General features: G+C 74.7%; 14 protein-coding genes and 1 pseudogene. 6 read left to right on the forward strand and 9 right to left on the reverse strand.

Going from position 1 to position 15523, the window contains the following annotated elements:
• Positions 1-7: 7 nt before the first annotated feature.
• The 8 genes from EBM89_RS10480 to EBM89_RS10515 form a co-directional block, all read right to left on the reverse strand.
• Positions 8-1327, reverse strand: coding sequence for an aspartate aminotransferase family protein (locus EBM89_RS10480; RefSeq protein WP_122149379.1), 1320 nt, complete (start codon positions 1325-1327; stop codon positions 8-10).
• 82 nt (positions 1328-1409) lie between these two features.
• On the reverse strand, positions 1410-2582 hold the full coding sequence (locus EBM89_RS10485; RefSeq protein ID WP_122149380.1) for an ABC transporter substrate-binding protein: 1173 nt from the start codon (positions 2580-2582) through the stop codon (positions 1410-1412).
• Between the two features lie 122 nt (positions 2583-2704).
• Positions 2705-3520 (reverse strand): ABC transporter permease, encoded by an 816-nt coding sequence (locus tag EBM89_RS10490; RefSeq protein WP_369408643.1) that lies wholly within the window; start codon positions 3518-3520, stop codon positions 2705-2707.
• A complete protein-coding gene (locus tag EBM89_RS10495) occupies positions 3517-4323 on the reverse strand; it encodes an ABC transporter ATP-binding protein (RefSeq protein ID WP_122149381.1) in 807 nt (268 codons plus the stop codon). The genes EBM89_RS10490 and EBM89_RS10495 overlap by 4 nt, the downstream gene beginning before the upstream one ends.
• Positions 4320-5273 (reverse strand): ABC transporter permease, encoded by a 954-nt coding sequence (locus EBM89_RS10500; protein ID WP_233571667.1) that lies wholly within the window; start codon positions 5271-5273, stop codon positions 4320-4322. The genes EBM89_RS10495 and EBM89_RS10500 overlap by 4 nt, the downstream gene beginning before the upstream one ends.
• Positions 5270-6301 (reverse strand): TIGR03842 family LLM class F420-dependent oxidoreductase, encoded by a 1032-nt coding sequence (locus tag EBM89_RS10505; RefSeq protein WP_122149382.1) that lies wholly within the window; start codon positions 6299-6301, stop codon positions 5270-5272. The genes EBM89_RS10500 and EBM89_RS10505 overlap by 4 nt, the downstream gene beginning before the upstream one ends.
• A gap of 36 nt (positions 6302-6337) precedes the next feature.
• On the reverse strand, positions 6338-7771 hold the full coding sequence (gene hydA / locus EBM89_RS10510) for a dihydropyrimidinase (RefSeq protein WP_122149383.1): 1434 nt from the start codon (positions 7769-7771) through the stop codon (positions 6338-6340).
• Between the two features lie 20 nt (positions 7772-7791).
• Positions 7792-8640, reverse strand: coding sequence for a nitrilase-related carbon-nitrogen hydrolase (locus EBM89_RS10515; RefSeq protein WP_122149384.1), 849 nt, complete (start codon positions 8638-8640; stop codon positions 7792-7794).
• A 235-nt stretch (positions 8641-8875) separates the two neighbouring features.
• Here EBM89_RS10515 and EBM89_RS10525 point away from each other — a divergent pair, with 235 nt between their 5' ends.
• The 6 genes from EBM89_RS10525 to EBM89_RS10550 all read left to right on the forward strand — a co-directional run bounded on the left by EBM89_RS10525 (position 8876) and on the right by EBM89_RS10550 (position 15054).
• Complete coding sequence (locus EBM89_RS10525; RefSeq protein ID WP_233571668.1) at positions 8876-10402, forward strand: aminotransferase-like domain-containing protein; 1527 nt, start codon at positions 8876-8878, stop codon at positions 10400-10402.
• Positions 10403-10700: 298 nt separating this feature from the next.
• Positions 10701-11726 carry a putative F420-0 ABC transporter substrate-binding protein gene (locus EBM89_RS10530; RefSeq protein WP_122149385.1) on the forward strand — a complete coding sequence of 342 codons (1026 nt, stop codon included), beginning with the start codon at positions 10701-10703 and terminating at the stop codon, positions 11724-11726.
• Between the two features lie 8 nt (positions 11727-11734).
• The gene (locus tag EBM89_RS10535) at positions 11735-12850 is read left to right on the forward strand and encodes a putative F420-0 ABC transporter permease subunit (RefSeq protein WP_122149386.1); all 1116 of its coding nucleotides are present in this window, start codon (positions 11735-11737) and stop codon (positions 12848-12850) included.
• Positions 12841-13629, forward strand: a complete 789-nt coding sequence (locus EBM89_RS10540; RefSeq protein ID WP_122149387.1) for a putative F420-0 ABC transporter ATP-binding protein — start codon at positions 12841-12843, stop codon at positions 13627-13629. Before EBM89_RS10535 ends, EBM89_RS10540 begins: the two co-directional genes overlap by 10 nt.
• Entirely contained in the window at positions 13626-14654 is a 1029-nt protein-coding gene (gene cofD, locus EBM89_RS10545; RefSeq protein ID WP_122149388.1) for a 2-phospho-L-lactate transferase, read from the forward strand. The genes EBM89_RS10540 and cofD overlap by 4 nt, the downstream gene beginning before the upstream one ends.
• 73 nt (positions 14655-14727) lie before the next feature.
• Positions 14728-15054, forward strand: coding sequence for a hypothetical protein (locus tag EBM89_RS10550; protein WP_147463523.1), 327 nt, complete (start codon positions 14728-14730; stop codon positions 15052-15054).
• A gap of 9 nt (positions 15055-15063) precedes the next feature.
• On the opposite strand, the pseudogene EBM89_RS21225 reads toward EBM89_RS10550, so the two are convergent.
• A pseudogene (locus EBM89_RS21225) lies at positions 15064-15523 on the reverse strand (2-phospho-L-lactate guanylyltransferase); the annotation flags it as partial.

The following is a 15523-nucleotide window of genomic DNA, read 5'->3' on the forward strand; positions in this document are numbered from 1 at the left end:
GCGCGGGTCAGAGGGAGGCGTCGAGGGTCGTCAGCGCGCGGTCGTACGCCGCGAGCGCCGTCGCGACCTCGGCGTCCGTGACGGTGCACGGCGGGACGACGTGGATGCGGTTGTCCTGGACGAACGGCAGCAGCCCGAGACCGAGGAGCTCGGCCTTGAGCGCCCCCATGGCGGCGGCGCCCACGGGCTCGCGCGTCTCGGGGTCGGTGACGAGCTCCAGGGCCCAGAACACCCCGGTCCCCCGCACCTCGCCGACGGACGGGTGGGCGTCTGCGAGCGCCGCGAGCCCGGGCGCGAGGACGTCGGTGCCGATGCGGGCGGCGTTCTCCACGATCTTCTCGTCCTCCATCGCCTCGATGGTGGCGACGACGGCGGCCATGGCGAGGGGGTGCCCGGAGTAGGTGAGCCCGCCGGGGAACACCCGGTCCTCGAAGTGCGCGGCGACGGCGTCGGAGATCAGCACGCCGCCGGCGGGGACGTACCCGGAGTTGACGCCCTTGGCGAAGGTGATGAGATCGGGGACGACGTCGTGCTGGTCGAGAGCGAACCAGGTGCCGGTGCGCCCGAACCCGGCCATGACCTCGTCGAGGACGAGGAGGATCCCGTACCGGTCGGCCAGGGCCCGGACCCCGGCGAGGTACCCGGGCGGGGGGACGAGGACCCCGGCGGTGCCGGGCACGGTCTCCAGCAGGATCGCCGCGATGGAGGCGGCGCCCTCGGAGACGATGACGCGCTCCAGGTGGTGCAGGGCGCGCTCGCCCTCCTGCTCGACGGACGTGGACCAGAACTCGGAGCGGTAGGCGTAGGGGCCGAAGGCGTGCACGTGGCCGCGGGCGTACTCGTTGGGGATGCGCCGCCAGTCCCCGGTGGCGACGACGGCCGCGCCGGTGTTGCCGTGGTACGAGCGGTAGGTGGACAGGACCTTGTCCCGGCCGGTGACGACGCGGGCCATGCGGAGGGCGTTCTCGTTGGCGTCGGCGCCGCCGTTGGTGAAGAAGACCTTGCTGAACCCGGCGGGGGCGTGCCGCAGGACCGCCTCGGCGGCGCGGCCGCGCGGGAGCACGGCGTGCTGCGGGGCGATGGTGGCGAGGCGCCCGGCCTGCTCGGCGATGGCCGCGGTGACCCGGGGGTGCTGGTGCCCGATGTTGGTGTTGACGAGCTGGCTGCTGAAGTCCAGCAGCGTGCGCCCGTCGGCCAGGTGGACCTCGCACCCGGAGGCGCCCGCGACGACGAGCGGCGACAGGGCGCCCTGGGCGGACCAGGAGTGGAAGACGTGCGCGCGGTCGAGGTCGAGCGCGAGCCGGCCGTCGGCGTCGGGTGCGGTCATGGTGCGGGGCCTTCCGGGTGGCGTCGGGGTGCGGGTGCGCGGCCCCGGACCGGCGGTGGTCCGCCGGTCCGGGGGTGGTGCGTCAGTTGCCGCCGGGCTGGAGCTCGACCTCGACGGGTGCGTAGTCCGCGCCCTCGACGTCGACGCCCTCCTCGGCGAGCTCGTCCAGGGCCTGCTGGACGTACTCGTTGGAGTAGGCGGTGTCCGGCGGGTCGGCGGTGATGATGGTCGCGCCGGTCTCGTTCGACGTCTGCTTGGCCATCTCGACGGTCGCGTCCCACGCGGCGGTGTCGATGAGGCCGATGCCGCCGGAGGTGGACGGCCAGATGAGCTTGTTCACCTCGTTGGCCATCCAGAGCTGGTGGCTGGTGCCGAGGGTGGACCCGGCGGCGGTGACGATGTCGGCGGCCTCCTGCGGGTTGTCGCGGGCGTAGATCCAGCCCTGCAGGGACGCCTTGATGAACGCCACGGTGGTCTCGGCGTACTCGGGGTCGTCGGCGAGGCGGCCCGCGTCCGCCCAGATGGCGTCCTGGAGCATGGCGGTGCCCTCGTCGTTCCAGTCGATGACGGAGAAGTCCTCGGGCTGGTAGAGCTCGCCGGTCTCCGGGTTCTCGGTCTCGAGGAGCTGGGCGTACTCGTTGTAGGTCATGGCCTGGGCCGCGTCGATGTCGCCTGCGAGGAAGGCGTTCATGTCGAACGCCTGCTGCACGATGCTGAAGTCCTCGACGCCGGCCTGGTTGAGCCCGGCGAACAGCTCCCACTCGTTGCCGTAGCCCCAGGAGCCGATGGACTTGCCCTCGAGGTCGGCGACGGAGTCGATCCCGGCGTCGGCGAACGACACCTGGAGGGTCGCGGAGCGCTCGAAGATCTGGGCGACGTTGGTGATCTCGGCGCCCTGCTCGATGGAGCCGAGCACCTTGGGCACCCACGCGATGGCGTAGTCGACCTCGCCGTTCGCGAGCGCGTCCTGCGGGACGATGTCGCCGCCGCTCGGGATGATCTCGACGTCGAGGCCGGCCTCCTCGTAGTAGCCCTGGTCCAGCGCGGCGTAGTAGCCGGAGAACTGGGCCTGGGTGAGCCACTGCAGCTGCAGCTTCACGGGCGTCAGGTCGCCGGAGCCCCCGGTTCCGCCCGAGCCCCCGGAGCCCGCGGTGGCCTCGTCGTCGCCGGAGCCGCCGCCGCAGCCCGCGAGCGCGAGCGCCGCCACGAGCCCGATCGCACCGGCACCCAGCCGGGTCCGCCTGGTGGTCCTCATGTCATCCCCTTCCGTCCTGCGTCGGTTGGTCCGCCCGGCGTCGTCGGCAGGCGAGGTGGTGCGGTGGTGCGGTGGTGCTGCCCGTGGCGCCCCCTCGGTCACGGGACGGGCGGCGGGTGCGCTCAGCGGCGCGCCCCGGGGGTCCCCCAGCGCTCGAGCGCGGTGGTGGCCCCGTAGAACAGCAGCCCGACGACGACGCCGCCGAGCACGTACGCCCACGCCCGGGCGTAGTTGGACCCGGCGGCGGCGGTGGTGATGAACGACCCGATGCCGGACCGGGGGCCGCCGAAGTACTCGGCGACGATCGCGGAGATCACCGCGAGCGAGGACGCCAGCCGCAGACCGGTGAAGACGAACGGCAGCGCCGTCGGGATCGTGACGGCCCGGATCGCCTGCCGCGGGGTGGCGGCGTAGGCGCGCATGAGGTCGCGGTGCACGGGCCGCACCTGGCGCAGCCCGCGCAGGGTGGTGACGAACACCGGCACGGCGACCGCGACGGCGACGACGATCTGCCGCCCGGTCTCCACCGAGGCCCCGTACATCGTGTAGAGCACGGGGGCGAGCGCCACGATCGGCACGACCGCGAGGCCCGCGACGACGGGGTTGAGCAGCGCGTCCACGGTGCGCACCGCCGAGGCCAGCACGGCGGCGGCGATGGCGACCACGGAGCCGAGCACCAGGCCGACGAGCGCGTTCGTCCCGGTGACCAGGGCCGCGGACGCGATGGTCGGCAGGAAGTCGACGAGCTCCCCCAGGATCGCGAGCGGGCTGGGCAGCAGGTACGCGGGCACCTCGGCGACCACGACGACGGCCTGCCACGCGCCGACCAGCACGAGGGCCAGCAGCACGGGCGCCGCCCGGTGCAGGCCGCGCCCCCACCGCGCCCGCGCCGCGGCACCCCCGGCCGAGCGTCCCGGCGCGACCACGACGCCGCTCACCGGGTCTCCACCCCGCGCGCGGGCACGGCCGACGCGCCGCCGTGCAGCGCCTCGCGCACCGCGGTGACGGCCGCGAAGTACGCCCCGTCCTCGCGCAGGTCGTCGCCGCGCTCCCCCGCCCGGCCGAGGCCGACGTCCACGATCCCCGCGATCCGGCCGGGCCGGGCGGACATCACCACGACGCGGTCGGACAGGAACACCGCCTCCGGGATGGAGTGGGTGACGAACACGACGGCGGCCTGCGTCTCGGCGCAGATCCGCACGAGCTCGGACTGCAGCCGCTCGCGGGTCATCTCGTCCAGGGCGCCGAACGGCTCGTCCATCAGCAGCAGGCTGGGCCGCTCGGCCAGGGCCCGGGCGATGGCGACGCGCTGCTGCATGCCGCCGGACAGCTGGTCGGGGAAGTGCTCGGCGAAGTCGGTCAGACCGACGAGCGCGAGCATCTCGTCCGCGCGCTCCCGGCGGGCGCCGCGGCCGACGCCGTGCAGCGACAGCGGCAGCTCGATGTTGGCCCGGACCGTGCGCCAGGGCAGCAGCCCGGCCTGCTGGAACGCGATGCCGTAGTCGTGCGCGAGCCGCGCCTGCTCGGCGGGTCGGCCGAACACGGAGATCGCGCCGCTCGTCGGCTGGTCGAGGTCGGCGATCAGCCGCAGCAGCGTGGACTTGCCGCAGCCGGACGGGCCGATGAGGGACACGAACTCCCCCGCGCCGACGGTCAGGTCCACGTGCTCCAGGGCGGTGACGGTGCGCTCCCCGGCGAAGACGCGGCCCACGTCGGTGACCTGCACGGCGGCGGCGGTCATGCCGTCACCTCCGCGCGGCGGTAGCGGCGCAGGCCGGTGCCGAGCAGGGCGACGGCGCCGGAGGCGACGAGGCCGAGCAGCACGGCGCCGAAGATCGGTGCCCACGGCTTGGCGGGGTCGCTGCTGGCGAAGTTGGCGAACTCGAGGATCATCCGTCCGATACCTCCGGGCATCCCGGTCGAGACCTCCGCGACGACGACGCCGAGCACGGCGCTCGTGGCCGCCAGGCGGAGAGCGGGCAGCAGGTGCGGCACGCTGGCGGGCAGCCGCAGGTGGACCAGCTCCTGCGACCAGGAGGCCGCGTAGCCGGCGAACAGGTCGCGGTGCAGGGCGTCCGGCGAGGTGAGGCCCCGCAGCGTCCCGACCGCGACGGGGAAGAACGCGAGGTAGGACGCGATCACGGCGACCGACATCCACGGCTCCCAGGTGAGCACCTCGATCTTGGCGCCCCAGCCCTTGACCAGAGGGGCGAGGGCGATGAGGGGGACGGTCTGGCTGAGCACGACGAGCGGCAGCACCGCGGACCGGGCGATGCGGAACCGGGTCATCAGCAGGGCGAGCAGCAGGCCGACGACCACGCCGATCAGCCAGGACACCGCGGCGATCCGCAGGCTGGTGCCCCCGGCGCGCAGCACGGCCAGCCACAGGGGGTCGGCGCCGGGCTGCGCGGTGAGCGGGTCGCCGAGCCGCGCGAGCATCTCGGTGACGTGCGGCATCGCGAGGTCGGTGGTACGCGGCAGCACCCGCAGGTCGCCGATGCTCCACCCGTCGTCGGGGACGAGGGCCTTGACCGCCTCCCAGAGCAGGGCGAGCAGCAGGACCGCGGCGATCCCGAGCCCGACCGGGCGCAGGGCCTGCAGCGGACCGGGCAGCGCACGCCGGCGGACGGTCCGGGGCGGCATGACGCCCGAGGCGGCGACCGCCGCCTCCCCGGCCACCCCCGTGGTCATGCGGTCGCCACGACGTGCTCGGCCATCGCGGGGATGACGCGCTCGCCGTACATCCGCAGGGTCTCGTCCTTGTTGTCGTGCTGCAGGTACCCGGCGAACTGGGTGACGCCGAGGTCGCGCAGGGCCTGGAGCTTCTCGACGTGCTCGCGCGGGGAGCCGATGAGGCAGAACCGCTCGACGATCTCGTCGGGGACGAACTGGGTGTGGCTGTTCCCGGCGCGGCCGTGCTCGTTGTAGTCGTAGCCCTGCCGGCCCTCGATGTAGTCGGTCAGCGCCTTCGGGACCTGCGAGCCCTGGCCGTACTTGGCGACGATGTCGGCGACGTGGTTGCCGACCATGCCGCCGAACCACCGGCACTGCTCGCGCATGTGCGCCCGGGCGGCCGGGGAGTCGCCGTCGCCGACGTACATCGGGGCCGCGACGCAGAACTTGATCGCGTCGGGGTCCCGGCCCGCCGCCTCGGCGGCGTCCCGGACCGTGCGGATCATCCAGGACGCCACGTCGGGGTCGGCGCACTGCAGGATGAACCCGTCGCCGACCTCGCCGGTCAGCTTGAGGGCGAGCGGGCCGTAGGCGGCGACCCAGACCTCGAGCGCCGAGCCCCTCGACCACGGGAACTGGACCTTGCGCCCGTTGTGCTCCACCGCGCGGGAGTTCGCGAGCTCGCGGATGACGTGGATCGACTCGCGCAGCGTGGCGAGGTTGGACGGCTTGCCGGCCAGGGTCCGCACGGCGGAGTCGCCGCGGCCGATGCCGCACACGGTCCGGTTGCCGTACATCTCGTTGAGCGTGGCGAACGACGACGCCAGCACGGTCCAGTCCCGGGTCGCCGGGTTGGTGACCATCGGGCCCACGACCACCTTGCGGGTCGCGGCGAGGATCTGGGAGAACACCACGAACGGCTCCTGCCACAGCAGGTGCGAGTCGAAGGTCCACACGTAGTCGAACCCGTGGGTCTCGGCCTGGCGGGCCAGGTCGACCACCCGGGACGCGGGCGGGTCGTTCTGCAGGACGACGCCGAACTCCATGGCGCGGCCTCCTTCCGGTCGCGAGGGGGTGGGGTCTCAGATGAGGTACTGCGAGAGGCCGCGCTTGACGTACTGCCCGTGCCCGGCCCGGCCGAGGAACAGACCGCCGTCGACGACCACCGACCCGCGGGACAGCACGGTGTCGACGTGGCCGTCGACCTCGAAGCCCTCCCAGGCGGAGTAGTCCATGGCCATGTGGTGGGTCTTGCCCACGCCGATGGACGTGTGGCCGTCCGGGTCGTAGATGACGACGTCCGCGTCCGCGCCGGGGGCGAGCACGCCCTTCTGGCCGTACATCCCGAACATCCGCGCGGGGGTGGTGCAGCAGATCTCCACCCAGCGCTCCAGGCTGATCTCCCCGGTGACGACGCCCTGGTACAGCAGGTCCATCCGGTGCTCGACCGAGCCGATGCCGTTGGGGATCTTGGAGAAGTCCCCGACGCCCATCTCCTTCTGGTCCTTCATGCAGAACGGGCAGTGGTCGGTCGACACGAGCTGCAGGTCGTTCGTGCGCAGCGAGTTCCACATCTGGTGCTGGTGGCCCTCGTGCTTGGAGCGCAGCGGGGTGGAGCACACGTACTTCGCGCCCTCGAAGTCGCCCCACTGCGCGCTGCTCGCGCCGAGGTGGTCCTCCAGCGACAGGTACAGGTACTGCGGGCAGGTCTCCCCGAAGACGTTCTGGCCGCGGTCGCGGGCCTGGGCGATCTGCTCGGCGGCCTGCTTCGCGGACACGTGCACGATGTACAGCGGCGCCCCGGTCAGGTCGGCGAGCATGATCGCGCGGTGCGTCGCCTCCTCCTCGGCCTGCCACGGCCGGGAGACGCCGTGGTGGTACGGGGACGTCTCGCCCCTCGCGACGTGCTGCTGCACGAGGGTGTCGATGACCGACCCGTTCTCCGCGTGCATCATGATCATCGCGCCGTTGTCCGACGCCTTCTGCATGGCCCGCAGGATCTGCCCGTCGTCCGACAGGAACACGCCCTTGTAGGCCATGAACAGCTTGAAGCTGGTGACGCCCTCGGCGATCAGCTCGTCCATCGCGTGCAGCGACGAGTCCTGCACGTCCGACAGGATCTGGTGGAACGCGTAGTCCACCGCGCAGTTCCCCGCGGCCTTCTGGTGCCACAGGGCGTACTGGTCGACGGGGTTCTCGTGCGGGTACTGCACGACGAAGTCCACGATCGTCGTCGTCCCGCCCCACGCCGCCGCGGTCGTCCCGGTCTCGAACGTGTCGCTGGCGAACGTCCCGCCGAACGGCATCTCCATGTGGGTGTGCGCGTCGATGCCGCCCGGGATCACGTACTTCCCGGTCGCGTCGATCACGCGGTCCACCGTGCTGGTCAGGTCCACGCCGAGCGCCGTCGACCCCGGCTGGAGCAGGGCCACGATCGTCTCGCCGTCGATGAGCACGTCCGCCGCGCCCCGACCGGTCGCGTTGACGACGGTGCCGCCGGTGATGAGGGTCTTCATGGGTCGTCCTCCCGGGCCGGTCAGGGCGCCACGATCGGGCCGTAGGCGTCCGGGCGGCGGTCCCGGAAGAACTGCCACCGCTCCCGCGTGGTCCGGATCAGGTCCAGGTCCAGGTCGCGGATCAGCAGCTGGTCGTCGGTGGTCGAGCCGACCTCGCCGACGTAGTCGCCGTCCGGGCCGACCGCGTACGACGAGCCGTAGAAGTTCACGGCCTCGTCGCCGTACTCGTTGTCCTCCAGCCCGACGCGGTTGTTCGCGATGACGAAGTACCCGTTCGCGATGGCGGCCGCGGGCTGCTCGACCTCCCACAGCTTGTTCGAGATGCCCGGGGCCGTGGCGTTCGGGTTGAACACGATCTCCGCGCCGTTCAGCGCCAGCACCCGCCAGCCCTCCGGGAAGTGCCGGTCGTAGCAGATGTTCACGCCGATCTTCCCGACCGCCGTCTCGAACACCGGGTACCCCTGGTTGCCGGGACGGAAGTAGAACTTCTCCCAGAACTTCGGCAGGTGCGGGATGTGGTGCTTGCGGTACGTGCCCAGCAGCGTCCCGTCCGCGTCGATGACCGCCGCGGTGTTGTACAGCACCCCGGGCTGGTCCTCCTCGTAGATCGGCAGCACGATCACGATGCCGAGCTCCTTGGCCAGCGCGCTGAACCGGTCGGTCGTCGGACCGGGGATCGTCTCGGCGTACTCGTAGTACCTCGTGTCCTGCGTGATCCCGAAGTACGGGCCGTAGAACAGCTCCTGGAACCCGATCACCTGCGCGCCCTCGGCGGCCGCCTTGCGCGTCCAGTCCTCGTGGAGCGCGATCATCGACTCCTTGTCGCCCGTCCAGGTGGCCTGGGTGAACGCGACGCGCACGACTGACATGGAAGACCTCCGCAGGGTTCGTGGGGCAGGACTGTGGCCTGGGTACGGACCCCCTGGCGGGGCTGTCACGCCGCCTGCCGGGACCCGATGGGAATGTGACTGTGGGGGTTGAACATTTCTGCGGCGTTTCTGCCCGTAACGACCGCGAGAACGCTCGTGACGGGGCTGTAAACACTTCGCCCGACGCCCCGCCGGTGGTCAGGGGCGGTCCGGGGCGCCCGGCACGATGGCTGCCATGGACGTGGCCCAGCACGTGGAGGACCGCAGTCCTCGCGGGATCGCCGCCGCCGTGTCGCGCCTCGTGCGCAGCGGCGAGCTGCGACCCGGGGACCGCCTGCCGACCGTGCGCCGGCTCGCGGCCGACCTGGGCGTCAGCCCCGCCACCGTCAGCGGGGCGTGGCAGGCGCTCGCCGCCGTCGGGCTGGTCGCCTCGCGCGGCCGGGCCGGCACGGTGGTGCTGCCCGAACCCGCCGCGTGGCTGCCGCCCCGGTACCGGGACATGGCCTCGGGCGGGCGGGTGGACGCCGACGGGGCTGCTGGACCCGGGTCCGGGCCTGGTGGGCCTGGTGGGCCCGGCTCGTCGGGACCGCACGGCACGGACGGCCCGGGCGCAGGGGGCCCGGGCACCCGTGCCGTCGCGGGGCCGGCCGCGCGCTCCGGACGCGGCCCGCAGCTCGACCTGTCCACCGGCACCCCCGACCCCGCGCTGCTCCCCCCGCTGGAGCGCGCGCTCGGCCGGGTCGCCGCCCGCACGCCCGCCGCGGGCACCGGCACCTACCTCGGCGCCCCCGTCGTCGAGCCGCTGGAGCGGCTGCTGCGCGCGTCCTGGCCGTTCACCCCGCAGCGGATCACCGTCGTGGACGGCGCCGTCGACGCGATGAGCCGCACCCTGGAGCAGCTCGCCGGGTTCGGGGACCGGGTCATCGTCGAGGACCCGTCGTTCCCGCCGATCTTCGACCTGTGCGACCAGCTCGGCCTCGTCCGGGTGCCCGTGCCCCTCGACCGGCACGGCATGCGCCCCGACGCCCTGGAGGCCGCGCTGCGCACCGGTGCCCGGGTGATCGTGCTGCAACCCCGCGCGCACAACCCCACCGGCGTCTCGATGACCTCGACCCGCGCCCGGGAGATCGCCGCCGTCGTCCGCCGCCACCTCGCCGCCGACCCCGCCGCCGACGTGCACGTCGTCGAGGACGACCACTCCGGCGAGATCGCCTCCACCGCCGACGTCTCGCTCGGCACCCACCTCGCCGACCGGGTCGTGCACGTCCGGTCCTACTCCAAGTCCCACGGCCCCGACCTGCGGATCGCCGCCGTCGGAGGCCCGGCCGCCGTGCTGGACCGGGTCGTCGCGCGCCGGATGCTCGGACCGGGCTGGACCAGCCGCCTCCTGCAGCACCTGCTCGCGGACCTGCTGGAGGACGGCGAGGCGCTGGCCGCCGTCGCGCAGGCCCGGCGCACCTACTACGCCCGGCAGCGGGCCCTGACGACGGCGCTCGCCGAGCACGGCCTCGTCGTCCAGCCCGGGGACGGGATCAACGTCTGGGTGCCCGTCGCCGACGAGGCCACCGCCCTGGTCCGGCTGGCCGCCGCGGGGATCACGGTCGCGCGCGGCCGCCCCTTCCGCGCGGGCCCCGACACCCCTGGCGACGCCGACGACCCGGGCGGGGCGGGCCACGTCCGCGTGACGGTCGCCGCCCTGGCGGGCGGCCCCCCGGAGGTCGCCCGCGCAGCCCGAGCCCTGGCGACCGCCGCGGCTCCCTGACCCGCCCCGTCTCGGGCGAGGGCGCGGGAGGGCGTGTGACCTGCGGGGCGGCGGGCGTAGGGTGGTCGTGGACCGGGCCGGACGTGGCCCGGACGTCGCCGCCCGCGCTTGGGCGGCGCAGCCACCGGGCGCGACGTGCACCCCCTCCCCCTTCCGGCCCGCGCCGCCCCTCCGGCTCCCGCGCGGGACGGCGACCAGACGTCCACCGGCGGACCGCGGCGTCCCCGGACGTCGCCGCCCGCACCGGCCCGCGCCGCGGCCCTCCCGCCCGGCGCCGGCCCGCCCGTGAGGAGCACCCGTGCGCAGCACCCGACCCACGACCCCCCGCGTCCTCCTGGCGCTGCCCGCCGCCCTGGCGGTCGTCGCGCTGACCGCCTGCGGTACCGCGTCCGCCGACGGCGACGCCGTCCCCGACGCCGGCACCGCGAGCAGCACCGCCGGCACCGGGTTCGAGCCCGTCACCCTCGACAACTGCGGCACCGAGGTCACCGTCGAGGCCCCGCCCGAGCGGGTCGTGGCGATCAAGTCCACGTCGATCGAGACGATGCTCGCGCTCGGGCTGGAGGACCGGCTGATCGGGACGGCGTTCCTGGACGGGCCGGTGCGCGAGGACTGGACGGCCGCGTACGACGCGGTGCCGGTGCTCTCGGACAAGGTCCCCGGGCAGGAGGCGCTGCTCGCCGCGCAGCCGGACTTCGTCTACGCGGGCTGGGAGTCGAACTTCTCCGCCGACGGCGCGGGCGAGCGCGACGCGCTCCAGGGGCTCGGCGTCGGGACGTACGTGTCCCCCGCCGCGTGCAAGGAGCCGGACTACATGCCGGACCCGCTGACGTTCGAGGGGCTGTTCGACGAGCAGCGCGAGATCGCGTCGGTGTTCGGCGTCGAGGACCGCGCCGAGGACCTCATCGCGGAGCAGCAGGCCGCCCTCGACTCCGTCGAGCCGCCCGCCGAGGAGACCACGGCGCTCTGGTACTCCTCGGGGACGGACACCCCGTACGTGGGGGCGGGCATCGGCGCGCCGCAGATGATGCTGGACGCCGCCGGGCTCACCAACATCTTCGCGGACGTGCACGACACCTGGACGTCCGCCGGGTGGGAGCAGGTCGTCGCGGCCGACCCCGACGTCATCGTGCTGGTCGACGCGACCTGGAACACCGCGGAGAGCAAGATCGCCCTGCTGGAGGGCAACGCGGCGACCCACCAGCTCACCGCCGTGCGGGAGCACCGCTACCTGACCGTGCCGTTCCCGGCGGCGGAGGCCGGGGTCCGCAACGCGGACGCCGTGGTCTCCCTGACCGAGCAGCTCGCCGCGCTGGGCGGCTGACCCACGACATGACCGCACCTCCCCCGCCCGGACCGGCAGCCGCCCCCGGGACGCGACCCGGCGACCGGGCCGCGTCCGGGGCCGGCCGCGCGCCCTGGCGGCCGCCGCTGCTGCCGACGCTGCTGGTCGGGGTGGTGCTGCTGGTCGCCACGGTCCTGGTGTGCGTGACGATCGGGCCCGCCGACCTGGCGGTCGTCGACGTCGCCCGGAGCATCGCCGGGCACCTGCACCTCGGGCCCGCGGCCGGCGAGCCGGGCGGGGTGCCGGTGCTGACCGACGCGATCGTGTGGGAGCTGCGGCTGCCGCGGGTGCTCACCGGCGCGGCCGTCGGCGCGGGGCTCGCGCTGGCGGGTGCGGTCATGCAGAGCCTCACGCGCAACCCGCTCGCCGACCCCTACCTGCTGGGGCTGTCGTCGGGGGCGTCGCTCGGGGCGGTCGCGGTGTTGGTCCTCGGGGTCGGGCTGCTGCTGCCGGTCGCGGCGTTCGCCGGGGCGCTCGCCGCGCTGGTCGCGACGCTGAGCCTCGCGCGGGTCGGCGGGGTGCTCACCCCCGGGCGCGCGGTGCTCGGCGGGCTCGCGGTGTCGCAGCTCGCGGCCGCGGGCACGTCGTTCGTCATCTTCTGGTCGGCCACCGGCGACTCCTACCGGGAGATCCTCAACTGGCTGCTGGGCTCGCTCGCCGGGTCCACGTGGCAGTCCGTGGCGATCTCGACGGTCGCGCTGGTCGTCGTGGGGACGGTGCTGGTCGGCTCGGCGGTACGGCTGGACGCGTTCGCGTTCGGGGACACCGCCGCGGCCGCGCTCGGCATCGACGTCGACCGGACCCGGTGGGTGCTGATGACGCTCGTCGCGCTGCTCACCGGGGCCATGGTCGCGGTCAGCGGGTCGATCGGGTTCGTCGGGCTGGTGCTCCCGCACGCGGTGTCCGCGATCACCGGGCCCGCGCACCGGCGGCTGCTGCCGGTCGCGGCGGTCGTCGGGGCGATCTCCCTGGTCTGGGCGGACACCGGGGCGCGCACCCTGTTCGACCCGCGCGAGCTGCCCGTCGGGATCGTCACCGCGCTGATCGGCGTCCCGGTGTTCGCCGTGCTGCTGCGCCGCGGCCGGGGGTCGGCGTGGACCTGAGGATCAGCGGCGTCGGCACCCGCCTCGGCGGCCGGTGGGTCGTGGACGGCGTCGACGCCACCCCGCCGCCCGGCGCGCTCACCGGGCTGCTCGGACCCAACGGCGCGGGCAAGACCACCCTGCTGCGCCTCGTCGCCGGGCTGCTCGACCCCGAGGCCGGGGCCGTGCTCGTGGACGACGTGCCCGTGCACGCGGTGCCGCGCCGTGAGCGCGCCCGCCGCATCGCGCTGCTGGAGCAGGAGTCGTCGTCCACCGTGCCGCTCACGGTGCGCGAGGTCGTCGCGCTCGGGCGCATCCCCTACCGGACCCTCTGGGGCACCGACACCGCCGAGGCCGAGGCCGTCGACCACGCGCTGCGCTCCGCCGACGCCGCGCACCTCGCCGACCGGCCCTGGGCCGCGCTGTCCGGCGGCGAGCGGCAGCGCGTGCACATCGCCCGGGCGCTCGCCCAGGAGCCCGAGCTGCTGCTCCTCGACGAGCCGACCAACCACCTCGACGTCAGCGCCCAGCTGTCCCTGCTGGCGTTCGTGCGGGACCTCGGGCGCACCACCGTCGCCGCGCTGCACGACCTCAACCTCGCCGCCGCGTACTGCGCGCACGTCCTCGTGCTCGCGCACGGCCGGCTCGTCGCCGCCGGGGACCCGCGCACCGTGCTCACCACCGACCTGGTGCGGGAGGTCTACGGGGTCGACGCCGTCGTGCTGACCAACCCCCGCACCGGGCGGCCGGTCATCGCGTTCGGCGAGGCCGCCCCCGCACCGACCCCAGGAGCACCATGAGGATCACCGTCCTGTCCGGCGGCGTCGGCGGCGCCCGGTTCACCCGCGGGCTGCTCGCCCTGCTGCGCGACCGGCACCCCGACGGCCACGGCGGCACCACCGCCGAGGTCACCGTCGTCGCGAACTCCGGCGACGACATGTGGCTGCACGGCGTCCGCGTCTGCCCCGACCTCGACACCCTCATGTACACGCTCGGCGGGGCCGTGCACGAGGAGCAGGGCTGGGGACGCCGCGACGAGACCTCCCGGGTCAGCGCCGACCTCGCCGCGTACGACGTCGGCTGGGACTGGTTCACGCTCGGGGACCTCGACCTCGCCACCCACCTCGCCCGCACCCAGTGGCTGCGCGAGGGGCTGACGCTGACCGAGGCGACCGAGCGGCTGGCGCGGCGGTGGGACCTCGCCGGGCAGGGGGTGCGGCTGCTGCCGATGTCCGACCAGCCGGTCGAGACGCACGTGGTCGTGGCGGACGCCGAGGGCGGCGGCGAGCGGCTGATCCACTTCGAGGAGTGGTGGGTGCGGCACCGCGCGGCGCTGCCGGCGCTGCGGTTCGAGCAGGTCGGGCTGGCTGCCTCGACGCCGGCGCCGGGGGTGCTCGACGCGCTGACCAGTGCGGACGTCGTCGTGCTGCCGCCGTCCAACCCGGTGGTGTCGGTGTCGACCATCCTGGCCGTGCCCGGGGTCCGGGAGACGCTGGCGGCGAGTCCCGCACCAGTGGTGGGCGTGTCGCCCATCGTCGGCGGCGCGGCCGTGCGCGGGATGGCGGCGCAGTGCCTCGCGACCGTCGGCGTCGACGCCACCGCCGAGGCGGTGGCGCGCTACCTCGGGCGCCGGGGCCCGGACGGCACGCCCGGGCTCGACGGCCCGGGCGTGCTGGACGCGTGGCTCGTCGACGACGTCGACACGGACGCCGCGGCGGCCCTCCGCGCGGACGGCTGGCGGGCGTCCGCTGCCCCCACTCTCATGCACGACGTCCCGACGACGGCCCGCATCGCGGCCGCGGCCCTGGCCCTCGTGGGGGCGTGAGCCCTACGGTTTCCGCATCCGCCCACGGTGATCGGCGGGGACGCGGAGCGTAGGCGCAGACGGGAGGGCTCGGGTGGCGAGGCGACGGGTCGTGGTGGGTGCGGTCGGCGGGTGCGCCGCGGTGGCGCTCGGCTGGGCGCTCGCGACCGCCGCTCCCCCGCCGCCGAGCACCCCGCAGCAGCCCGGACCGTGGTCGGTCGCGGTCGGGCCAGGCCACGACGACCTCGGCGGGTGCGTCACCGACCCGGCCGTCGCCAGCGCACTCACCGCCCCGGTCGACCCGCCCGTCGCGACCACCGTGGCGCTCGTGCCGGACGCCGAGCGCGCCGACCTCGACCGGGTCGTCGCGTGCCTCAGGTCCCGCGCGGGCGACGTCCCCGTCGAGGTGCACGCCTCCTAGGCGACCGGGTCAGCGCAGGCGGTGCAGCAGCGCGCCCGTGCGGCCCGGGACCTCCCGGGCCGCGAGCGCGGCCAGGTCCTCCGGGACGTCCACGTCGTGCCGGAGCGTGGACGCCTCCGGCAGGTCCAGGACCACGTGCCCGAGCGCCGCGTGCGCCGCGGCCGACCCACCCCCGAACGCCGGGGTCAGCACCTGCCCGGCCCGGGCGGTCAGCAGCGTCGTGCCGGTGCCCTGGGCGTCGGGCAGCACCGCGCGCGGGTGCTCCTCAGCGAACGCGAGCGCCCCGTCGAGCTCCGTCGGGTCGAGCCCCGGCAGGTCACCGAGCAGCACGGCGACGTGCGCCGTCGGCGCCTCCCCCCGGGCGGCCGCCACCCCCGCCGACACCGCCCGGTCGAGCGCCGCCCAGCCACCCGCGCGGTCCCCGGCGACGGGAGCGGGCTCGGGCAGCACCCGCACCCGGGGCAGCGCG

The sequence above is a fragment of the Cellulomonas triticagri genome (genome assembly GCF_003696205.1).
In the GTDB taxonomy this organism is placed as follows: Bacteria; Actinomycetota; Actinomycetes; order Actinomycetales; family Cellulomonadaceae; genus Cellulomonas; species Cellulomonas triticagri.

Bases quoted from the DNA above. Each gene is read 5' to 3' on its own strand.
- cofD (WP_122149388.1), top strand. From the start codon at position 13,626: ATGAGGATCACCGTCCTGTCCGGCGGCGTCGGCGGCGCCCGGTTCACC.
- EBM89_RS10495 (WP_122149381.1), bottom strand. From the start codon at position 4,323: ATGACCGCCGCCGCCGTGCAGGTCACCGACGTGGGCCGCGTCTTCGCC.
- EBM89_RS10500 (WP_233571667.1), bottom strand. From the start codon at position 5,273: ATGACCACGGGGGTGGCCGGGGAGGCGGCGGTCGCCGCCTCGGGCGTC.
- EBM89_RS10525 (WP_233571668.1), top strand. From the start codon at position 8,876: ATGGACGTGGCCCAGCACGTGGAGGACCGCAGTCCTCGCGGGATCGCC.
- EBM89_RS10485 (WP_122149380.1), bottom strand. From the start codon at position 2,582: ATGAGGACCACCAGGCGGACCCGGCTGGGTGCCGGTGCGATCGGGCTC.
- EBM89_RS10535 (WP_122149386.1), top strand. From the start codon at position 11,735: ATGACCGCACCTCCCCCGCCCGGACCGGCAGCCGCCCCCGGGACGCGA.
- EBM89_RS10480 (WP_122149379.1), bottom strand. From the start codon at position 1,327: ATGACCGCACCCGACGCCGACGGCCGGCTCGCGCTCGACCTCGACCGC.
- EBM89_RS10515 (WP_122149384.1), bottom strand. From the start codon at position 8,640: ATGTCAGTCGTGCGCGTCGCGTTCACCCAGGCCACCTGGACGGGCGAC.
- EBM89_RS10505 (WP_122149382.1), bottom strand. From the start codon at position 6,301: ATGGAGTTCGGCGTCGTCCTGCAGAACGACCCGCCCGCGTCCCGGGTG.
- hydA (WP_122149383.1), bottom strand. From the start codon at position 7,771: ATGAAGACCCTCATCACCGGCGGCACCGTCGTCAACGCGACCGGTCGG.